The sequence below is a fragment of the Streptomyces sp. NBC_00162 genome (assembly GCF_024611995.1).
GTDB lineage: Bacteria > Actinomycetota > Actinomycetes > Streptomycetales > Streptomycetaceae > Streptomyces.
In genome coordinates this window covers 1-20,080 of sequence record NZ_CP102509.1, presented here as the reverse complement: position 1 = coordinate 20,080, position 20,080 = coordinate 1, and the positions used below count along the sequence as shown (strand labels likewise).

Genomic DNA, 20,080 nt, shown 5'->3' with positions numbered 1-20,080 from the left:
GAACGTCATGGGCGTGGTGGAAGGGTTCTACGCCTCGCAGTCCGTGTGGGCGCTGCACCGGCTCGGTGTGCTCCCCGGCTCGAAGCAGCAGCCGAAGTCCGCGACCTCGCCGAAGAGTTCGCCCTGGATGAGCAGATCCTCTCCGCGGTGCTGGACTACGTTTGCCGGACGACCGGCCTGCTGATCCGGGAGGACCGCTGCTACCGCCTCGCTAAGGCCTGCCGTCCCTATCACCGCGTCGCGTTCCATCTGGAAAAGTTCCTGGGCGCCTACGGACCTGCCGTCGCCCGGACCGACGAAGTCCTCCAGGACCCGGGAACAGGCCCTGCGCTGAGAGACCTCAACGCTCTGGCCCGGGCGTTCGGGCAACTGCAGCCACATACCCCGTCGCTGACCGCTCAGGTGCTGCAGGCATGGGACGTCACCTCGCTGCTGGATCTGGGCTGCGGCGCCGGCACCCTGCTCATCGAACTCGCCTCGGCGGACCCCAGGTTCCAGGGCTACGGCGCCGACGCCGGTCAGGACATGGTGCGGGTCGCCAACGACCGCATCCACCGTGCTGGCCTCGGCCACCGCCTCCAGGTGGTGCTCGGCGATGTGCGGGCGCTCGGGGAGCTGACCGCGCTGCCGGCATCGGAGGACGTCCAGGCCCTCCACGGGAGAAGCATCATGAACGAGTTCTTCGCCGGCGACGGCAGCAGCGCCATCGGCGTTCTGGCCGGGCTCAAAGCGCGGTTCCCGGGCCGTCTGCTCTTCCTGGAGGACTACTACGGCCGGCTCACCCACGACTCGCCCGCAGACGGGTCTCACGGGCACACCCTGGCGCAGGATCTCGCGCAGGTGCTCAGTGGGCAGGGCGTCCCGCCCCTGGACCTGCCCGGCTGGGCCGGGGTCTATCAAGAAGCCGACTGCACCCTGGTGAAGGCATACGAGGGGGACAACGACGGAGTCGCGTGGTTCATTCACGTCGTGGCCCTCTGAGGACCGGGTGGCCGGTTCAGGGGGCGATCCGCCCGGGGTGTAGATCTTCTGCGGGTTGATCAAAATCCTGTGACCAGCAGGTTTGCCATCGGTGCATGATCGCGGAGGTACACGTGGCGTGCGCCTCCGGCGCCCGGCAGCTAGTTCCTCCTCGACGCGCGTGCACAGGTCCAAGGCCCATTCCCGTACGCGCTCCGCGGTTGTCCAGGCCGTTGCGAGGTCCTCCAGAGGAGTCGTGCTGGCCAGGTGGGCGTGTCAGCGATTTTGTGTAAGTCGGTTGGTGTCATTGGATGCTGAGCCGGTCCTCGAAGAAGAGTGAGAACTGGTTCAGTGCCTCTTTCCAGTGTGCGGCGACGTGGTTCGCGTCGCGCGCTTTGGGGTTGATCTGTTCGCGGACCGCGAGGTAGAGGACCTTCAACGCGGCTTGTTCCGAGGGGAAGTGGCCGCGGTTGCGGGTGGCTTTGCGGAGGCGGGCGTTCATGGATTCGACCATGTTCGTGGAGTAGACCACCGTCCTTATGGCCGGCGGGAACGCCAGGTAGGGCGTGAACTCCGGCCAGGCAGATCGCCACGTCCGCACGATGGCCGGGTAGCGCTCGCCCAGGTCAGAGGCTGCGAACAGATCGAGGGCCTGCTCGGCGGCCTGCTCGGTCGGTGCCGTGTAGATCGCCTTCAGGGCCGGCACCAGCTTCGGGTGGTCCCGCGACGACGACAGCCTGAGCGAGGCTCTCGTCAGGTGGATCACGCACGTCTGGACGGTGGCCTTGGGCCAGGTCGCGGTGACCGCGTCAGGCAGGCCCTTCAACCCGTCACAGACCACGATGCAGACATCCTCGATGCCCCGGTTCCGCAGCTCCGACAGGACTGCCATCCAGGTGGTGGCGCCTTCGCCCTCGGCTCCGACCCACAGACCGAGGACGTCCTTGCGGCCGTCCATGTCCACGCCGACGGCCAGATAGACGGGCTTCGAGGTCACTGAACCGGACCGGATCTTCACCCACAAAGCGTCGATGTAGACGATCGGCCAGACCGCATCCAGGGGCCGGTTCTGCCAGGTCACGAGCTCGTCGATCACGGCATCGGTGACCTTGCTGATCAGATCGGGACTGACCTCGACCCCGTAGATCTGCGCTAGGTGGGAGCGGATGTCCCGCACGCTCATCCCGCGGGCGTAGAGCGAGAGGATCCGGTCGTTGAACCCCGCCAGCCGGCGGGCGTTCTTCGGGACCAGCCGCGGTTCGAACTCGCCATTGCGGTCCCTGGGCACCGCCAAAGTGACCGCGCCGGCATCGGTCAGGACCGTCTTGGATGACGTCCCGTTGCGCGAGTTCCCCGACCCGTGACCTGCGGAATCTCCACGCTCGTAGCCGAGATGTTCACTCATCTCGGCTTCCAGAGCACGCTCCAGAACAGCCTTGGTGACCTCCGTCAGCAGCCCGCCCTCACCCAGCAGGGCCGCCCCGGAGGCATCAGCCTTGTCCAGCAACCGCTGGACGACCTCATCGACCGTCTTGTCGCCGGCCACGGACGCGGCCGCTTCGTCTTTGTCCGCCATGACTCGTCCGATCCGCCCGGCCCAAGGGCCCGAGGCCGAGCCGCGGGCCAGGCTGTCACATCACGGACTTACACGATCTTTCAGACACGCTCGAGAGCGCCGGTCACGAGCGGTCTGGCGCACATGGGCGGCGTCGTTGTCAGTGGTGCATTGCATGATCGGCTCGTCAGTTGTTCTGCGGGGATGGGGAAGCGCATGCCGATCACTAACCAGCGGGTGGCAGGGCATGCGTTTCTGCGGCGGATGTACGAGGACTCGTACTTCCCCGATCAGGTCGTCGACCAGGGCGGAGCGATCCTGCTGCGGCTGTGCGAGCGGATTGAGGCCGAGCAGCCGTCGGATCTGGAGGCCCTGTATGCACTCACCCAGGCCGCGACGGAGGAGTTCAACCTTCTGGAGACGCAGTTCGAGGCAGCCGGGAGTGGGATCGAGACGATTGCGCGTGAGTTGATCGCCGAGGACTTCTGGTTTGTCGCGTCGGCATACGGGTTCACGGACGCGGATGCAGAGGAGCTGATCGCCGGCCGGGACTGGTAAGCGAAGAGATAGCCGCCGCCAAGATAGACGTGGCACGGGGTATGGGCTGGTAGGCGCCTGGCACAGGACAGGGCGCGGACTGGCGGGTGGGGCCAGCCCTCAAGATCTCGCGGTGGCAATCGAACTGGCCGACGAACTTATCCAGCTCCGGCGTGCGGCCGATCAGGCCCGTGCACGGGCGACGGCCGGCCCGTACAGCGCGGAGGCGTGGCGGCCGTGGCTGGAGGCCGCCGCTGTGGTGCACGACGCGATCACCAATCATGCGAAGGCGACCGGCCAGAACCGCTACGAGGTCGAAAAGGACCTGGTGACTGCGGCGAAGACGGCGGAGGGTGCTCCCGAGGGCTGACCCGGTCCGCCCGTACACCGGGCCGATGGGCGATGCCCCCGCTAGGCCGTCCGGCCGCCTGTCGTAGGCGCCTTGGTCAGGCTCTATGGCCTGCCCGTCACTCGCATCGTCGCCCTGACCACCGACCGATTTCACAAGGACAAGACGGGCGCCTATCTCACCCTCGACCGGAACCCCGTCCTGCTGGCACCCAAACTGGCCCGCCTCATCGAGGAACAGATCGAGCGACCAGCCCATGTGTCGATGCTCGGCGAGCCGTCCTGTGACGGCCCGCGCTTCCTCCTGCCCGGACGGCCGACCAGCCGACCCCGCAGTGCGGGATGGGTCCACACCCTCATGAAGCAACATGGCCTGCCGAACATCAGCGCCCGCAACACCGCCATGATCGAAGTCGTGGCCGCGCTCCCACCGACCATCGTCAGCGACCTGTTCGGCGTTGCCTCCAGCACCGCACACCGGTGGGCCCGATTCGTACAGGACGACTGGGCTGACTATCTCGCGGCCTGCGAGAGCACCAACTCCAAGGAATAGCGCAAGGTCAAAACACTGCCCCTTCACCAGTACCGGGCCTCGGTCTCCGTAACCACGAGATCGAACATCGGAGACGAGCCCGGAGTTCGACCGAGCCGCGGCCGTCGCCTGGCTCCTGGCCCACGGCAAGATCGCCGTACCCACAGAAGCACCGTCCGCCGCCCTGGTCGTCGCCGGAGCAGGTGGCGGCCCACGCCGGTTCCGGCTGGACGACCCGCACCTGCTCCTGGCCGACGACGCCGCAGACGAGGACCGCCTGTCCGGCTGGTCCACCAACGAAGACGCCGACACCCTCGCCGCCCTCTCCGCCAGCACGTTCGGACTGACCGTCAAGCACCTGGCCACGCCCGGGACACCGCCCCTGGCCGTCCTCGGCGAGGTCCGCGTGATCGACCGGTTCCGGTCGGGATCGGGAGGCCTGCGCCTGACGCTGGCATGGCCGGCCGGCCTGCGCGGCACCGCTGTGTCAGGGCCGGCGGGCGGGGTGGTCCGCCACGGCGTCGCGTACTCGGGTCCGGGCGAGGTGTGCGTGTGCAGGCGGCACGTCTGCGGCGGGGTGGTGCCCGTTTCCTGGTGCGCCGAGCACGGCGACGCGGTGGGGCCGGTGTTGGAGTGGCACCCCGGCGGCGGGATCCGCTGCACCGACCTGTCGGCCGCACGGGCGGCCGCGGTCGGGCAGACGGTCAGGGCGACCGTCGACTAGGCACTGTTTCTCGGATCTCCTGACGTGGGTGGGGTGTTGGGGTCAGGCTGGCTGCATGGGCCGTGGGGATCTGACGAACGCGGAGTGGGACCGGCTGGAGTCGTTCCTGCCTCCTGGTGGCGCCCGTGGGGGCCGGTGGAGTGATCACCGCCGGGTGATCAACGGGGTGCTCTACCGGGTTCGGACGGGCGTGCAGTGGCGGGATCTACCGGAGCGGTTCGGGCCGTGGGAGACCGTCTACAAACGCCATCGCCGCTGGTCAGCCGATGGAACGTGGACGATGCTGCTGTCCCGGATCCAGGCGACCGAAGACGCCACGGGCCAGATCGACTGGGACGTCTCGGTGGACTCGACAGCGGTGCGGGCCCACCAGCACGCCGCCGGCGCAAGGAAGGCACCGACGGCCCCGGCTCCCCAAAAGGGGAACGTTGGGGGGACGAACCAGGTCGATCCGGCATTGCGGAAACTGGCGGTCCGGCTCGAGGAAGTGGTCAGATCGGCGAGTGCCTGGGACGCTCCCGCGGCGGATTCACCACCAAAATCCACCTCGCCGCTGACGGGCGATGCCGGCCTCTCGCCCTCGTCCTGACACCCGGACACTACGGTGACGGCCCGCAATTCGAGCGGGTACTGGAGCAGGTCTCCGTGCCCCGTATCGGAGTGGGACGGCCCCGCACCCGGCCCGACCATGTCCTGGCGGACAAGGCCTACACATCCCGGAAGAACCGTCGCTACCTGCGACGACGCGGAATCCGGCACACCATCCCCGAACGCCGCGACCAGCAAAGACACCGCAGGAACCGCGGTTCCCGAGGCGGCCGCCCCACCGGCTTCGACAGCGAGCGCTACAAGAAACGCAACACCGTCGAACGCGCCATCAATCGCCTGAAGGGCTTCCGCGCCGTCGCCACCCGTTACGAGAAACGCGCCTACATCTACCTCGGCACCGTCACCCTCGCAGCCCTCATCATCTGGCTCCGCACATGATCCGAGAAACAGTGCCTAGTCGTCGGCGCTGGCCGAGCGGTGCACGATGCCGGGCGGGCTGCTGCCGTCGAGCCGGTTGCCCGGGGATCGCGGTACGAGCGCTGGCGCCCGGGGTTTCGCTGGGTGGCTCTGGGTCCCCGGCCGGGGAGGGGCCGGGGCCGCGGGGTGTCCGGGTGCCGTATGGATCCGGGCGGCAGCCCGTCGTGCGGGCGGTCCTGCCGCGTGACGCCGGTGCTACGGGGCAGGTTTCCTGTGCCGTTTGAGAAGGTCGGTAAAGAAGGCCGTGAGGATCCGTTCGCCCTTCCCCTGGGGCTGTGTGAGTTCCCAGCCTCCGAACCGGTAGATCTCATAGCCGGCCAGGCGCAGGCGCCGGTCCTCCGCGACCATGTCCGAGTAAAGCTGCGGCACGGCGGTATAGGTGACCCGCCCCTCGGCATCGGGTGGGTTCTTGCGACCGTAGTGCTGGACGCCATCCACCTCGATGACGATCCGGGACCGGTCAGGTGCGAGGAGGAGGAAATCCATCCGCTGCCGGTATAGCGCACCGGACTGCTTGCCGCTCCTGCGCGTGTACGGGTCGTAGTGGAGGTAGACCTGTGGGATCAGCGCGGGAAGCTCGAAGCCGTCGGTCTCCGCGTAGGCCGCACAGTAGGTGCGCAGCACGAGCTGCTCGGGGAGTGAGTCCAGCGACCGGTACAGGCGACGATAGAGGGCGTCGGCTGCCGTCTTCTCGTCCGCGTCGGGTTGATGGTGGGTGCGCCACCAGGCGACCATCTGACGCCAGGTGAGGCCATGGGGCGGCAGTGGGTCCGAGTACACCAGGCAGTTCTCTGCATTGCGGACTATCTCGACGTCGTTGTTCACCGCGTCCCGCAGGACGATCTCCGGCTTGGGCCCGACCGCAGCGAAGATCAGGTTCTTGAAGCTGCCTGCCGGCCCCTGCTTGAAGCGACTCTCGTACTCCAGCTCCTGGAGTTCCTCCAACGCGTCCCGGGTCGGTCCGAGGATGCCCTCGACGCAGTCCCGCCGGGCCTGCCAACTGCCGCTCATGTCGTTCTTGCGCCAGTAGGTGCCGAAGCCATGCGGGCCGTCGAAGGTTCTGAACGGCCACGCCGGCACCTCCAGGGCCAGCCGCCGCACGACAGCGCCGTGCGCCTTGATGACGAGCACCACGCCCTCGTCATCAAGGCGCCTGTCCCTGCCGTCGGTTCCGTAGCTGACGAAGTCCTCATACAGGAGCTTGGTCAGAGCGACCGCCACATCAAGATCCGTCCTGTCAGCCAGGGGACCAAAGCGCAGCGACTCGATCAGCGCCACATCCAAAACCCAGAGCTGCGCCCACCCGTCCCCGCCGCTGAAGAAATCATCCCGGTTCAAGGACCCCCACCCCGATCTGTCATCTTGTGAACGCCATCGTCCGCTGCGCTGGCCACCGCCCGCCAGACCTGCCGTCGACTGCTCCGCCGGAACCGTCACGGCCAGGGCCACGGCGTTCTACCGTGGCCGGTAGCACCCGCCGCAGGAGGAGCCGATGAGCGCCCAGCCCGACCACACCCCCGCCGCCCCCTACGCGCCCGCCCCTGGCGCTGCGGCCGAACTCCTGGCCCAGCTCCGGGCGGACCGCCGTGCCGAGCAGTGGGTGCCGGCGTTCGAGCGGGACTGGGCCAAGGCCCTGGAGGACGCCCGCCACGCGTTCAGCCTCACCCCTCTGCATGAGGTGGTGCGCACCTGGCAGCTGCGCGTGGCCGCGGCCCCAGACGTCGACGCCTTCATGGACTCCGGCCAGGACGACTCCGACTTCGTGGACCTGGACGACGTCCTCGGCGGCCGCCCGTGACCGAAGAGCAGCCGTGGGCGGTGCGTCTGTCCCCGCAGGCCGCGAAGACCCTCGCGCCGGAGCGGTGGTCTACATATCCACCACATCTCTCGTCAACGCCGTGATGGCTGGTGCGGCGGTGACGTCCAGCTGTGTGCCCTTCGCGCATTTTCTGGGCAGCCGTGATTCTGACTAGGCAGTGACGATCGAAAGCTGCAGTCGGCGGCCAAACGGCGCAGCAGTGGATCGGAGCGCGGGCCTCAACCCCCAACGGGTGGACGCCCGCTTTCTTGTTTTCAGGCCGGGACGTAGATGCGTACGCAGCCAGCCTCCTCCAGGGGGAGGACCTGTACAGCGAGGTCCTGGCCCTTGCTGGAGACCCGGGCGAATCCGATGCGGTCGCCGGATCACGCGAGCGCGGCGCCGACAGCGAGGTCGGGTTGGAGGGTCGGTCAATCGGAGCATCCAAGGTGCATGACGGGGTCCTGGCGGAGAGTCTGGCCTCATGAGCCATCAGAAGCGGGCGGTGGTCGATCCTCCGGACAGCCGTGGCCTGCGTGAGGTCCGGGTGGACGGGGTGACCGTCGGTCGGGCCTGGTCGCTGCGGGAGCTCCGTCGATTGCTGAACCGGTCCGGGTTCCCCGAAAGGACGGAGCCAGCCGTCAACCCGGCAGTGTCCTGGCATGGGGGAGGCCCTGACATCTGGCCCGACCGGCCGCTTGGGCGGCGTGCCACGCTGGTGCTGCTGGTAGCAGGTCTGCTCGGATCCGCGGCCCTGCTGGTCGACATCGGCCTCCCGGACGTCTTCGAGGCACTGACCTTCGCGGGCCGGATTATGGGGTGGATGTTCATCGTGGGCGGCTTCCTCCTGGCCGTGGCGGCGGCGGCGGCTTTCGACCACTGGAGCAAGCGGGTCTTCAAGTATTCCGGCGCTGTCGCCCTGGCCGGGGTGATCGTCGCCCTGGTCGTGTGCAGCCTCCTGCTGGCCCTCTGGCTGCAGGAGAAGGAGTACTTCCCGTACTGCCTTAGCTATCTCTCGCTGTGGGTCTGGTCCCTGTGGGCCACCTGGCGGGTGTGCCGGGAGAAGCCGTGGCAGGGAATCCGCCATCCTCGCCGCTTTGCACTGGGGGTCACCGCGTCCGCCCTTGTGGCGGCGATGAACCTGGCGTACTCGGGGATCTACCAGCCCGCCACCGTCCTTGAACGAAGGCACTACGAGGTGGCTTTCGGTACCCCGTACGCCTCTCCGGACAAGCGGATCCTGTACGTGCCGATTACCGTCACCCTGGAGAACACCGGGACCGTGCCGTTCTGGATGCTCGCTAGCGTGGTCACCGTACTCGGCGTGTCGTCGAAATCCAGACCGAACGAAGAGTCGATCCAGGACTGGCGCGAGGGCCGGGGCGAGAGCCAACTCTACGCGGGCTCACCCACCGCCAAACTCGTCTACTGGGGGTCCCTGTCCGATCCCGGCGGCTGGTTCAACCCGGGGACCGCCTCGTGAGGCAGAAGGTGATCCAGCTGCCTCGAAACGCGCCCTTCGACTCCCTCCAAGCGTCAAGCCGCCTGGCCGCGATGCGGAAGGACCGTGGCTCCGTCGACACCGAGTTCGCTACGACACACTGGTCGTGGGATCCGGACAAGGTGACTAAGCGTGTGGACTGTGCCAAGTGCGGGGACATCGGGATCAACCTCGCTCGGCTGCGCTACAACAGCAACCTCATGAATGTGACGCGCAAGCCGCGCCACGTGCTGTCGATCCGCTACACAAGCCTTGCCGTGGAAGAGGACTTCACCGTCGACGTCTCTCCGATGGACAGGGCGGGCAAGATCTCGTGGAATAGCGAGCCCGCGGGCCGCCTTGACATCGTGGACATGGGAACCAACTTTGCGACCGTCTCGTTTGCCCAGCTGCTGAAGCAGCTGGGCTGAGCCGGTCGCTGCCACGACCGTCCCCCTTTCTCCCAGCCGGCCCGTTGAGGCGGAAACCCATCCTCCGTATCTGGGTCGACGGCGGCATCGCCCGCCGCGACGCCGCCCAGCACCAGGCCCTCAAAGACCTTGCCGCCACCGACATGGTCGCCGCGCCGAGACTCCATGCCTCACCTCGGCAGCTGCCCTGGGGCCGCCCCGGCCATGGCCGACGTTGTCAGCGTCAGGTGTCAGCACCGAGTCACACGGGCCGGTCACACAGGACTTCGGGAGTTGTCACACAAGGTCGGCGGCCAAGCGGCGCAGCAGTGGATCGGAGCGCGGGCCTCAACCCCCAACGGGTGGAGGCCCGCCCTCTTGTTTTGCCTTCGGCAAAGCCCGCTGTCGGCAAGAACCTCACGGACCCGACCAGATCATCAGCGGCGCATGCGCCAGGCGCCGTAGAGGCCGGTGACGGCGCTGATGACGCCGGCGAAGCCGGTGGCCCCGACGGTGAGGTAGACGCCGGCGCAGGTGGCGAGGAGGACAATCAGCACGATGCTGTCGCGGTGGCTGCGCCGGTCATCTTCCGGGGGAGTGGCCGCTTCCGGGCGGGCGGGGGCTGTACCGGGCCGGGTGTCTGGGGTGTGGCGTCGGTGTGGGTCATGTCTCCAGGAGAGCGGCCGACGGGGCGGGTTCCTAGCGATCTGTACGTGCCCGCATGGACCCGGACAGCGTCGGTCACTGTGCACGTGAAACCGCCCTGACCTCGAACGCCGCCCGGCGTTCAGCAACGTTCGGCAGATTCCGTGTACGTACGGTGCAGGGCCCCTCTAGCGTTGGTTTCCGGACAAGGGGGTGATCCGGTGACACAGACAGATCCGGGGATCGAGCCGCACGACGCCACCGCTATCACCGTGTTCGAGGACGCGCTGCGGGCGTTCACACAGGAGCTGAACCGGCTCCACATCGACCACGGCGCGCCGTCCTACGCGATCATGGCCAGCGCCTCGGTGAGGCCCAGGCTGACCAAGGCCGGCCTGAACGAGATGCTCTCCGGCAGACGGTTCACCTCCCTGGAAGCACTGCTCGAGTTCATCCGGGTCCTCACCACCCCCGAGACCCGGATCAGGACTCCACAGCCGGGTCCCAGGCCGACACCGACCTCATAGACGAATGGCGCGCGCCGCTGGCGCGACGTCAAGCTGCTCCAGCGCCAGGCCCAGCCGGCCAGCAAGCGCTTACGTGCCACGGTGCGGCAGACCCTGGACGATGCCGCGCAGGAAGCCGAAGTCGTCCGAGAGGACGCCCGCGCGGAAGCAGGCCGTATCCGCGCGAGCGCGGAAGCCGAGGCCGTGCGACTGCGCGCCGAGGCCCAGAAGGATGCCGACGAACTCCTGCACCGAGCCCGCGAGAAGGCCGAACAGGCCCACGAGGCATCCGCGGGGGAGGGGGCAGGCTCGCACACGCTGGGGGCCGCCGACTTGAGCCGGTCGTGGTGGCTGCAGGGGAAAGGCCTAGCACTGCGTCCCGCGTTACGTCCGATGGCCGCAGCGGTCGCGGTGGCCGCTCTGGCGACGACCGCGATCCTGACGGGGGACTCCTTCATCGGCACGTCCGGCGACTGCCGGGCCCAAGACGCCGACCAGCTCATCCCACGAGCCGGCCTCCAGGGCCGCGGTACCGTCCAGCAGGCCGCCTTCGTCCGTAAGCCCGAGGTCATCATCACCTTCCCGCCCAACTACACCTCGCGACCGATCTTCGGGTTCCCGAGCGGGCCCGCCTCCAGTGCTTCGCCAGAAGCCTCGCCCACCCCGAGCCCCGAACCGACCCCGAGCCCCACCCTCACGCCCAGCACCTCGCCGACACCGACCGCCTCACCAACCCAGGACAAGTTCGACCCCTGCGCGCCGCAAGCGCATACCCGCTAGTCCGCGAGTGAAGCGATCTTTCTGGCACCTCCTCGCCTTCGGAACTTGCGAATCACAGCGGCACCACACGTCACTCTGGCTGCACCTCACGCCACCCGGAGCGCGCTTCGCCCTTCCGCCCCGCAGGCCTCGGCGCGCTGGCGGGCCCGGTCGTCACGTCCGCAGGGTGCGCCGCTGCCGCCGGGGGTGCCGAAGGTGGCGGAGGGGCCCTGCTGGAGGACGTCCTGCTGGTCCGCGACGAGCAGGCGAACCTGGTGTGGGGCTTCTGGTTCAGGGCCCAGCGCACGACGATCCGGCTCTACTCCATGGTCGACGTGGCGCTGCTGCCGGTCGTCGGCCCCTTGGGGACTGGCCGGCGGTTTGCACCGCCCGCGCGGGCCGCCGCTTCCCCACCTCCCTCTCCCACCCTCCGTCCCAGGTCAGGGCACCGGGTTGCCGGCGGAGGTGGGGCGGATTGCGCGAGTGGGCCGGGCTGGCCGGGGTTCGCTTGGGGTGCCATGCCAGCGACCTTCAGTGCCGTCAAGTCCCGAAGACGAGCGGCATGACCGGGGCACCGGCGTGGGGTGAAGTTGATTCACGGGTTCACCAGACCGGTAACCCCAGACATCGATATGGAGAAGTGATTATCATGGCGCAGATTGCTAACGACCGAATCGTCGAAAGAGCCAACAAGCGTTCCGACGGCTCCTGGGAATTCCTCATCACGTACACGGTCAACTTTGATGCGTTCGAGATCGGCCGTTTCTTCCATGACTCCGTGAAGGTATGGGAGGAAGACTCCTCCGACGACGACCAGGTCACGGCGTATGCGCCGGTGGAGACCTTCAGCGCGTCGGGCCCGTCTGTATTCCGGCGCAAACAGTTCACGGCTCAGGGCGACGCGCTGAACACGGAGCTGGGCGATGAAGAGATATACGCCTGGATCTGGATCCGTGATTCGAACAGCACGGGGCCGGCGGCCGATGAGCAGCGCACGCCCATCAAGTCCATCAACCCCTAACTAACCGGATAGGCCGGAGAAGGCCGGTGCCCGCCGCAGCGAGCGCTGCGGACGGGTCGGTCTCGATCCGGCGGATCGGCCGGGGAGCTGCGTTCGGTCAGTCCAGCAGGCCGAGGGCGTTGTCGGGGTTGCAGTAGGGGCAGGCCTCGACGTTGTCGGCGAGCATCCGGCGGGCCTGGTCGCGGTCGATGGCTTTGCCGTTGCCCATGATGCAGTCGCCGACATGGACCCTCAGGGGCCTGGCGCCGGCCGCCGTGCGGATCGACTCGGCCTTCCAGTCCGGGGGTGGCGGCAGGGGCCGGCGGGACTGCTCGGCGGTGAGCTCCGCCTCCAGGTCGCGGATCTTCTCCTCGACCTGCCGCTGCTGCCACTGGAGCCAGGCCCGCACGGCCCGCCACTGGTCCAGGCGCGCCTGGACCCCACTCACCGCGACCGCGCCCCTGGGCCGGCCGCCGCGAACCCACCACGGCGGTGTCCCGCCGCGCGGTCTGCCGCCTCGGCTGCCTGACGAAGCTCGACCCGGCCCGCCGTGGACCATCCAGACCCTTCCCAGTAGGGATGCGCGCTGATCCGGCACGACAGCACGATCAGCTCCCGCCGGAGCTCCGCTCCTCCTTGTCCGGGCCGGTCGGCGAGGCGCTGGTAGGCGGCGGTCCACTGCTGCTGGAGCTTGATCAGGTCGTCGGGGAACGGGAAGGACTTCATCCACTTATTCAATCAGGTGTTCGAATTATTGTGCGAGTCCCGACGGGGTGCTCGTGGCTGTTGTTGTGACTGTGCGCGATAGGTGGCGCTTGAGCACGCTACTTGGCGCTGTGCGCGATAGATGGCCCGCGCTTAGGCAGCAGGCACACGCTGAGCTGGGGTTTCGCAGTTCACGATGGTCTGCGGCGTGCAACCCCCTGATTGCTGCGCCCCTGCCTGGCCGGCCCTCGACCACGTCGCCCGCGACTTGCACGCGTTCTGGGGGTCCAGCCAAGGTGAGCCCAAAAGGGGCAGTGAGATGATCTTGAAGCCGTGAGGTCCCGGCCCGTCACCCGTTCGGCTCAGTGTCGTTGGTGGTGATGTTGACCATCGTCTGGAGCCTGGGGTGGGTTGTGACCTCGATCGAACGGACCGCGTATCCGCGGTTCAAGCGGCTGATCACCGCGTACCCCTGGACGGCGCCACCCTCTAGCCGCTGATGGCCGTCGCCGAGCAGTGGCCCGACCCGTGGTTCGAGCCCTGGGAGCCCGCCGCGCCCGCCGGCTGAGGGATACGGGCCGTCAGAAGTCGTGCCTCAACGGCCGAATGGGGTCGAGGCGCTCTTGCGGACCGGTCCTACGCTGGAGGCATGGCCACCGATCCCTTGCTGAGACAAGGCCCCGACTCGACGGATCTGGTCCTGCACGTCGGGCCGGCCGGGCCGGCGTGGAACGTGCTGACCTCGGCGGGGCCGGCGCTGTTCGCTCCGCTCGCTCTGGGCGTGCCGACCCTGCTCGTCGCCTTCTGGATGGCGCTGGCTGGGGCGCGGGCGTCGACTGTGTTCGTGGTGGTGGGGGTGATCGCCGGGCTGGAGTACCTGCTCGGCTGGCTGGCGCTGGCCTTTTCCCGGGCCCGGGACATCCTGCGGGTGGAGTTCGCGCCGGCCGGGGTGCCTGCGTCCCTGCGGTTGGTCCGGGGTGCCGGGCCGGACGACTGGCTGCCCGTCGACACCCTGCGCGAGGTGCAGCTGACGCACAACGTGGTGGAGCCGTACCAGGGGGACCGCAAGCCGGCCGTCTCCACGCTCGCACTGGAACTCGTCCTGCGGGGCGGCCGGGAGCGGCTCGACCCGCTCCCGTTCGGCGGCGACCCGCAGCGGCTCGCCGACGCGCTAGAAGCCCTACTCGGCCCGGCTGCGGTCGTGGTGGAGCTGCGCACCGAGCGCAGCACGCGCGATGAGCCGCGGTCCCACTCGACCTGGTTCTCCGGAGGTTCGGCCTCGGCTAACTCAGGTGGCGGCTGACCCCGGGCTGCCCGTGGCGCTCCCCGGCCGGGGAGCGCCCGTCGATGCAGCCGGCTGCAGGCGGTGCGGGGCAGCCTGCCGCTGCTTGGGCGCGCTTGAGCCGCCGGGTCGGCTCGGCCGCAGTCGGGTCCTCCGGCCACGGGTGGCGGGGTAGCGGCCGCGGAGCCCTCAGGACTTCAAGATCATCCCATTGCCCCTTTGGCGCGTATCTCGGTCACACCCCTTCTGTGCATCGCAGTTGTCCATCGGCGCCACCTATCGCGCACAGTCACAGCTGTGCCTGAGCCTTTACTTGGCCCCTGAGCGCTCTAGTTGGCCCCGTTGAGTGGCATAGGTGGCCCGCACGAGGCAGTTTGCGGTACTGCGAACCGAGGAGTGTCCGGCTCGTCCGCCTCGGCGGGTCCGCAGGAACTCACGGATCTCGGTCCATGGGTCCACCGAATGGCGGGCTCGCGGAGGGGCGGGCAGTGGAAGGGGGCACTGCTGGACACCGGACGAACACACCCCGGTACGGACCCCCGCGGCGGGTGGGCGGGTGGTTGGCTGGACAGCGGGCCTTACCCCACCACACCGGGGTGCCGGCATGCGCCGCTGAAAGGACTTCCTCATGAGCAAGGTCATCTTCGTCACCGGTGCCGGACGCGGACTCGGCACGGACATCGTCCGCGAGGCCCTCGCCGCCGGCCACAACGTCGTCGCCACCGGCCGCCGCCCCGAAGAGATCGAGAAGACTCTGGGCGGTCCGCAGGACAACCTGCTGGTCACCAAGTTGGACGTCACCCGCCTGGACGACGCCGAAGCCGCCGCCCAGGCTGCCGTCGACCGCTTCGGACGCATCGACGTCCTGGTCAACAACGCCGGGAACTTCTTCGCCGGCTACTTCGAGGAGATCACGCCCGCGCAGATGCGCCAGCAGATCGAAACGAACCTCTTCGGCCCCATGAACGTCACCCGAGCCATCCTGCCGATCATGCGCAGGCAGCGCGCCGGCCACATCATCACCCTGTCCTCCTCCGCCGGCATCATCGGGCAGGAGTTCTGTGTCGCCTACGCCGCCTCCAAGTTCGGCGTCGAGGGCTGGATGGAATCCCTGCGCTACGACGTCGAGCCGTACAACATCCACACCACGGTCGTGGAACCCGGCTTCTTCCGCACCGAGCTGCTCGTGGACGCCTCCACCACCTGGCCCGAGCCGACCATCGACGACTACGCCGAGCGCACCGCCGCTACCGTCGCAGCCTGGAAGAGCATGAACGGCCAGCAGTCCGGTGACCCCGCCAAGCTCGCCCGCGCCCTCCTTGCCATCGCCGACCAGGAGAAGCCGCTGTTGCGCTTCGTCGCCGGAGCCGACGCGATCGAGGGAGTGAAGGCCAAAGCCCAGGAGCTGCTGGACCAGGCGGAGGCCTCCCGGGAGCTGGGCGGCGACCTGGCCCATGACGACCCCAACGCCTGATCAGCACTCCACGTCGTGTCCGGGAGTGCCGCTGCGCGAACGGCCACCATTGACCAGGCCAGATGCCCGACAGGGGCGGCGACTCAGCTATTCCGAGGCTCCAGCGACGGCTGCGTCGAATTCTGAGCGTTGTAGTTGGCCGGACGGGCCAACTGCAACGCTCAGTCACACCGGGGGACTGTCAGTGGCGGGTTCTACGATCCGGCCGTGGCTGATACCGAACTCACTGACGACTTGATCCGCTCGCAGAAGTGTTCCGACTCGGCCTGGGCGCAGCTTCCGTGCTGTCCAGGACCGGTTTGGCCCGCCTTCTCGGGACGGCGGCTGGTCTGAGGCGGCCCACGAGGAGTGGCAGGCCGCGTGGCTGGCCTGGGGAGACCGTACGGACGACGTCGGAGCCGCGATCGAGGCGTGGGCCGCGGAGAGCGGGCAGCGGCGCATCGATATCGAGAGCCGTCTGAAGGGCGAGGTCCGAGGGGGCAAGGACCCGCAGGTCTGGCCGGAGGAGTAGCAACCGCCCGGGCGACAGGACCGGCCCGTTCGGCAGCGCCCCGCCGGGCCCCGGCCCGGCCTGCCGGTCATGCCGACCGTGCCAGGCCTCCATCCCCACTTCCTCGAAGAAGTCGTCGATGACGACGATGTCGGAGGGCTGGTGGGCGAGGCCGATGGACTGCCCATCCCAGCGGACTCTCGCCAGCCGTCCTCGTCGGGCCGATTGATGACCAGTGGGGAGGGGACATGTCCCCCCACCATCGGTTGCCAGCGGGCTGCGGGCACCCCCGTCCAGCCCGGACGGGTGAGCATGGGCGGCCCTTGGGAGGGGCCGCCCGTCACCTAGTTGGCCGTGGCGGCCTGGGTGGGTGCGGTGGTGTTGCTCACAGCGGGAGCGCGTTCGGCGGGGCCCGCCTCACCGGTCGGCTCTGTCGTGACGCTGGTGCCCAGCAGGGTGTAGAGAACTGCGAACACCGCTGCTCCGGCGGTGATTGCGCCGACCAGGTCGCCGGCTCCGGGCGGCCCCGGGTGCGTCCGTCGCGAGGCCTTGAAGACGAAGTACGCCACTAGGGCGCTCATCACAAAGGCTGCTGCCCCGACGGAGGGGATGTGTACGGTCAAGTACGGCCTCCTTGGCCATCCGGGCCTGCCCTGCCTTGATCCCGCCAAAGATCCCCGGGCAGGGCAGGCCCGCTGCTTAGCCCCGAACTGGTCGTCCGAGGTGTGTCCAATCAGGCACCAAGAGAGCCCCGTTGCTCAACCTGGAACATCGGGGACTTTCGGCCTCTACTTGCGCCCTTCGTACGGTCGTTTGCGCAGGTGAGGGCCAGACTTGCGAAAGGTCATAGGCGGGACACGCCGGGTGACCAGAAGAGACGCATGTCTCGTTGGAACGAACGCGCACAAAGCAACTCATCCTGACGTCCGCCCAGTTCAGGCGCCTACGAAGCGCAGGCCCCATGGGGACCCTGAAGCCGAAGCACGCCCAGCTGGTCCCCCTGCGGCGATCATTCAGTCGGAAACCCTCCGTCCCGGTCAATTCCAGGTTGCGTGGGAAAGGTCACACGTGCCAATAGGAAGATGATATTAGGATCGCAGCTCTGGGTAATTCAATTCAAGTTTGCGCGACTTTCTGAAGTTCCTCGAAATTAGATTCCTGACCTTTTCCCTGGCCTTAAGAGATTCCTGGATGCGACGTGTCGAATTTCCCTGACTCTCCTGATGGGTCGTCAGATGTGTGTGTTTTGGTGTGTGGTGGGTCCTGGTTGGGGTGGGGGAGGAGCCCCTCGCCTCGGGAGTGGGGAGGCCCTGTGTGGCTCTGTGTGGGGTTGTTTGGTCCCCTGGCCGGGTCCCTTGGTCGTTGACGCTGCTCACAGCCCCGCATGTGGCTGTCCAGGTGTCGCCGGTCAGCAGAATTGAGCAGTCGTCATGCTTCTGACCTGGGGTTGTGCAGTTTGAGTGAGTGGGTTGGTGGCTGTGTTGGCTCACTGGATCTGCGCAGGGTCTGGGCTCGTCAGGTGTCTGGCCTGCGGTGTTCGTTGGTTCGGGTGCGGTTGCGCAGGTGGTTGGGTGCTGCGCAGTTTCACTGATCGCCGACAAGACGCGGGGGGACCCTGACTCGTCGGGGTGGTGGAGAGGGGTCGTCCATAGGCTATCCAGTTACAAAAATGAATCATGTGGGTCATGCCCTGGTTGGGGGCTTGCCTGGGGCGTGATGACCCGATGGAGGTCGTGCCCGCGGTCGGCCGGGGTGTGGTCGGCCGCGGGCAGGGGTGTGGGTTATGGGGTGGTGTGGTCAGTGTCTGCGTTCCGCTTGCGGAGGTGGGTGCGGAGCTTCTTGGCTGTGTACCCGAGGCCGGTGACGGCGAGGGCGGCGAGGACGTTGGCAAGTACGTCGTGGCTGAGGAAGGAGTAGAGGGTCGGCAGGCTCATGGCGTTTCCCTTGTGTGGTGTTGCCCGGATGTGTCTTTCGGGAGAGTTGCCGCCGGGATGCCTGGGTGGGTGGGTGTGAGGGTGTCTTTCCTGGTGGGAGGGGTGTCGGGTTGGACAGGGGTTGGTCAGGGTTGGACAGTGAGGTCGGGGGAGGGTGTTATGGCGCCACCGCGTGAGTTCGCGGGTGGGGAAGCTGCCGCAAATCTGGCGAAATTCGTGGTCGCGTTGACTCGCGGTGCGACGGTGCGTCAGCTCCATGAGCGGTTCGGTAAGAGTCCCTCGACGTGGGGGAATTACCTCAACGGGTCGCAGTTGATTCCCAAGCAGATGCTGGGGACGTTGATCGAGTCGTATACGCGGCCTGGGGGTGTCCGCACTACGAAGGCCATGCGGGCCACCGAGCTATGGGATGCGGCGTACCGGGAGCGCCGGGGTGAGTCTTCCTCGTCCGGGGGCATCTGGTGCGTCAGCATCAGCGTCGCGATGACGCGCTGGAGCAGGTCGTCAAGTACCAGGGCCTGGCCGCTAATGCGGAGAAGCACCTGGCGGAGTTGCGGCCGATGCTGGCGTTCACGCAGAGCGGCTGGAGACGGCAGAGGTGAAGCTGGAGTTCGCGGCGGAGCGGGAACGGGCGCGGCTTGAGCGCCAGCTTGGCCAGGCCAGGGAGCGTCTGGGTCGGGTGCAGGTCCAGCAGGAGAAGGCCAAACGGCGCAGGCTGACCGCGGAGGAGCAGCAGGAGTTCTGGCTGACGGAGGCCCTGACCGCGCAGGAAGAAATCAACCGTCTGGAAACCGAAGCGCGTGATCTCGTCGTGGCGGAAGGCGCACTCGAGCCGGTCCGGACTGATGACGTGGATGATTCCGATTTCGAGACCCGCCTCGAAAGCATCACGGTCGAAGGACTCGAAGACGAGGCGCTGATCGAAGCTGGCCTGCCGTCCGAGGCCGTGACGGACGTCGTTGATGCTTCTTTTGTTGCCGGGTTGGTTGCTGGAGTACTTGTCCAACCCTTGTCCAATCCGGCGTTGGACAAGCTCCCCATCAGCGCTGATGCTCAGCGTCAGGACCTGCTGACATCCGTGGCACCTACAGTTCACAGGACAGACCCTGCGCGTCCTGCTCCGGCTCTGGAGAAGGACGAGGCATCGCCGTACGAGCCGCTTCCTGGGATGGTTCGGATTTATCGAGGACGAAACGTCTAGGAGCGCTTGAAGTATCCCGCCCTCCGAGGGGGATGTAGCCAGGGTTTTGGCGGGTGTCCTGCTGCTAGGGTTTACCATTTTGATGTATCTCGTTATGCAGGATGTTGCGACCACGAAACCGGATAGTGAGCGCTGGGCTGGCGTTTTGATAGCAACGCTATTCGTGCTCCCAGTGTTTTACGGGTCACTCAGGATCGGAATGGTGGATAAACGGCGAGGCCCGCGTTGCGGTGATTCTTCTGCATCTGGTCTGGGCGGCTCTGCTCTTCTTTGATGCTTTTCCGTGGACGGCACCCAATTTCAGCGAAAAGTAGAAGCGGAGTGCCGGGTCTGCTGTGCGTGTGGTCATGGCGGCCGGACTCGGCGGCCACCATGACCGGCCGTGGCTGACCGGGGCGGGGCCTGGGCCGCAGCCGGGCCCCGCCCCGGTACCCCCTCGTGCTGCCAGCCGCCCGCGAAGCGGGCTGGTCCTGGAGGCGGAGCCAGAAGGACCCGGGTGGGGAGCGGAGCGGACCCGCCCAACGGGCCTGAGGCCCGGACCCCGTGAAGCAGGGTCACCCAAGCCTGCGGAGCAGGCCGTTCGGGATGGAGCGAAGCGGAACCCGAACCCGTCCAGGCGCAGCGCGGGACACCGGCTTGAGGCCGGCCCCGAAGCGCGAAGCGCCCTCCGCTGAGCGAAGCGAAGCGGTTCGTTGGCACAGCGCGCAGCTGTGG

21 protein-coding genes and 1 pseudogene are annotated in these 20,080 nt (G+C 67.6%); 15 read left to right on the top strand and 7 right to left on the bottom strand.

The genetic code is table 11. The annotated features are described in order from the left end of the window. Positions 1 to 45 precede the first annotated feature (45 nt). The gene (locus tag JIW86_RS00110) at positions 46 to 981 is read left to right on the top strand and encodes a class I SAM-dependent methyltransferase (protein WP_257551922.1); all 936 of its coding nucleotides are present in this window, start codon (positions 46 to 48) and stop codon (positions 979 to 981) included. A 283-nt stretch (positions 982 to 1,264) separates the two neighbouring features. On the opposite strand, the gene JIW86_RS00105 is transcribed toward JIW86_RS00110, so the two are convergent. Beyond that, entirely contained in the window at positions 1,265 to 2,536 is a 1,272-nt protein-coding gene (locus JIW86_RS00105; protein WP_257551921.1) for an IS256 family transposase, read from the bottom strand. 195 nt (positions 2,537 to 2,731) lie between these two features. Here JIW86_RS00105 and JIW86_RS00100 point away from each other — a divergent pair, with 195 nt between their 5' ends. From JIW86_RS00100 to JIW86_RS00080, 5 genes and pseudogenes are all read left to right on the top strand, one after another. Next, the gene (locus tag JIW86_RS00100; protein WP_257551920.1) at positions 2,732 to 3,073 is read left to right on the top strand and encodes a DUF5713 family protein; all 342 of its coding nucleotides are present in this window, start codon (positions 2,732 to 2,734) and stop codon (positions 3,071 to 3,073) included. 112 nt (positions 3,074 to 3,185) lie between these two features. Continuing rightward, positions 3,186 to 3,422, top strand: a complete 237-nt coding sequence (locus JIW86_RS00095; protein ID WP_257551919.1) for a hypothetical protein — start codon at positions 3,186 to 3,188, stop codon at positions 3,420 to 3,422. A 72-nt stretch (positions 3,423 to 3,494) separates the two neighbouring features. Beyond that, complete coding sequence (locus tag JIW86_RS00090; RefSeq protein WP_257551918.1) at positions 3,495 to 3,953, top strand: hypothetical protein; 459 nt, start codon at positions 3,495 to 3,497, stop codon at positions 3,951 to 3,953. 385 nt (positions 3,954 to 4,338) lie between these two features. After that, positions 4,339 to 4,656, top strand: a complete 318-nt coding sequence (locus tag JIW86_RS00085; RefSeq protein WP_257551917.1) for a hypothetical protein — start codon at positions 4,339 to 4,341, stop codon at positions 4,654 to 4,656. Positions 4,657 to 4,711: 55 nt separating this feature from the next. After that, positions 4,712 to 5,643: pseudogene (locus JIW86_RS00080) on the top strand (IS5 family transposase). Between the two features lie 234 nt (positions 5,644 to 5,877). Here the strand turns inward: JIW86_RS00080 and JIW86_RS00075 are convergent. Further along, on the bottom strand, positions 5,878 to 7,020 hold the full coding sequence (locus JIW86_RS00075) for a hypothetical protein (protein WP_257551916.1): 1,143 nt from the start codon (positions 7,018 to 7,020) through the stop codon (positions 5,878 to 5,880). Positions 7,021 to 7,174: 154 nt separating this feature from the next. Here JIW86_RS00075 and JIW86_RS00070 point away from each other — a divergent pair, with 154 nt between their 5' ends. The 4 genes from JIW86_RS00070 (at position 7,175) to JIW86_RS00055 (ending at position 10,542) form a co-directional block, all read left to right on the top strand. Then, entirely contained in the window at positions 7,175 to 7,480 is a 306-nt protein-coding gene (locus JIW86_RS00070; protein ID WP_257551915.1) for a DUF6247 family protein, read from the top strand. 484 nt (positions 7,481 to 7,964) lie between these two features. Further along, positions 7,965 to 8,963 (top strand): hypothetical protein, encoded by a 999-nt coding sequence (locus JIW86_RS00065; RefSeq protein ID WP_257551914.1) that lies wholly within the window; start codon positions 7,965 to 7,967, stop codon positions 8,961 to 8,963. Continuing rightward, positions 8,960 to 9,391, top strand: a complete 432-nt coding sequence (locus JIW86_RS00060; protein ID WP_257551913.1) for a hypothetical protein — start codon at positions 8,960 to 8,962, stop codon at positions 9,389 to 9,391. The genes JIW86_RS00065 and JIW86_RS00060 overlap by 4 nt, the downstream gene beginning before the upstream one ends. An 845-nt stretch (positions 9,392 to 10,236) precedes the next feature. Beyond that, positions 10,237 to 10,542, top strand: a complete 306-nt coding sequence (locus JIW86_RS00055; RefSeq protein WP_257551912.1) for a hypothetical protein — start codon at positions 10,237 to 10,239, stop codon at positions 10,540 to 10,542. A 69-nt stretch (positions 10,543 to 10,611) separates the two neighbouring features. Here the strand turns inward: JIW86_RS00055 and JIW86_RS00050 are convergent, their stop codons facing one another. Next, positions 10,612 to 10,803, bottom strand: coding sequence for a hypothetical protein (locus JIW86_RS00050; RefSeq protein ID WP_257551911.1), 192 nt, complete (start codon positions 10,801 to 10,803; stop codon positions 10,612 to 10,614). A gap of 111 nt (positions 10,804 to 10,914) precedes the next feature. Between JIW86_RS00050 and JIW86_RS00045 the strand changes: the two genes are divergently transcribed. Together JIW86_RS00045 and JIW86_RS00040 are read left to right on the top strand one after the other, a co-directional pair. Then, positions 10,915 to 11,301, top strand: a complete 387-nt coding sequence (locus JIW86_RS00045; RefSeq protein WP_257551910.1) for a hypothetical protein — start codon at positions 10,915 to 10,917, stop codon at positions 11,299 to 11,301. A 628-nt stretch (positions 11,302 to 11,929) separates the two neighbouring features. Further along, a complete protein-coding gene (locus tag JIW86_RS00040) occupies positions 11,930 to 12,301 on the top strand; it encodes a hypothetical protein (protein ID WP_257551909.1) in 372 nt (123 codons plus the stop codon). 97 nt (positions 12,302 to 12,398) lie between these two features. On the opposite strand, the gene JIW86_RS00035 is transcribed toward JIW86_RS00040, so the two are convergent. Next, positions 12,399 to 12,728, bottom strand: coding sequence for a DUF6233 domain-containing protein (locus JIW86_RS00035; RefSeq protein WP_257551908.1), 330 nt, complete (start codon positions 12,726 to 12,728; stop codon positions 12,399 to 12,401). Then, positions 12,725 to 13,006, bottom strand: coding sequence for a hypothetical protein (locus JIW86_RS00030; protein WP_257551906.1), 282 nt, complete (start codon positions 13,004 to 13,006; stop codon positions 12,725 to 12,727). The genes JIW86_RS00035 and JIW86_RS00030 overlap by 4 nt, the downstream gene beginning before the upstream one ends. A gap of 628 nt (positions 13,007 to 13,634) precedes the next feature. Between JIW86_RS00030 and JIW86_RS00025 the strand changes: the two genes are divergently transcribed. Continuing rightward, positions 13,635 to 14,288, top strand: a complete 654-nt coding sequence (locus JIW86_RS00025) for a hypothetical protein (RefSeq protein ID WP_257551904.1) — start codon at positions 13,635 to 13,637, stop codon at positions 14,286 to 14,288. A gap of 607 nt (positions 14,289 to 14,895) precedes the next feature. Further along, positions 14,896 to 15,741 carry an SDR family oxidoreductase gene (locus JIW86_RS00020; RefSeq protein ID WP_257551903.1) on the top strand — a complete coding sequence of 282 codons (846 nt, stop codon included), beginning with the start codon at positions 14,896 to 14,898 and terminating at the stop codon, positions 15,739 to 15,741. Positions 15,742 to 16,575: 834 nt separating this feature from the next. Here JIW86_RS00020 and JIW86_RS00015 read toward each other — a convergent pair. Both JIW86_RS00015 and JIW86_RS00010 read right to left on the bottom strand, forming a co-directional pair. Continuing rightward, the gene (locus JIW86_RS00015; RefSeq protein WP_257551902.1) at positions 16,576 to 16,854 is read right to left on the bottom strand and encodes a hypothetical protein; all 279 of its coding nucleotides are present in this window, start codon (positions 16,852 to 16,854) and stop codon (positions 16,576 to 16,578) included. 1,158 nt (positions 16,855 to 18,012) lie between these two features. After that, entirely contained in the window at positions 18,013 to 18,165 is a 153-nt protein-coding gene (locus tag JIW86_RS00010; protein ID WP_257551900.1) for a hypothetical protein, read from the bottom strand. A 598-nt stretch (positions 18,166 to 18,763) separates the two neighbouring features. On the opposite strand from JIW86_RS00010, the gene JIW86_RS00005 reads away from it, so the two are divergent. Beyond that, positions 18,764 to 19,366, top strand: a complete 603-nt coding sequence (locus JIW86_RS00005) for a hypothetical protein (RefSeq protein WP_257551898.1) — start codon at positions 18,764 to 18,766, stop codon at positions 19,364 to 19,366. The last annotated feature ends 714 nt before the right edge of the window (positions 19,367 to 20,080 follow it).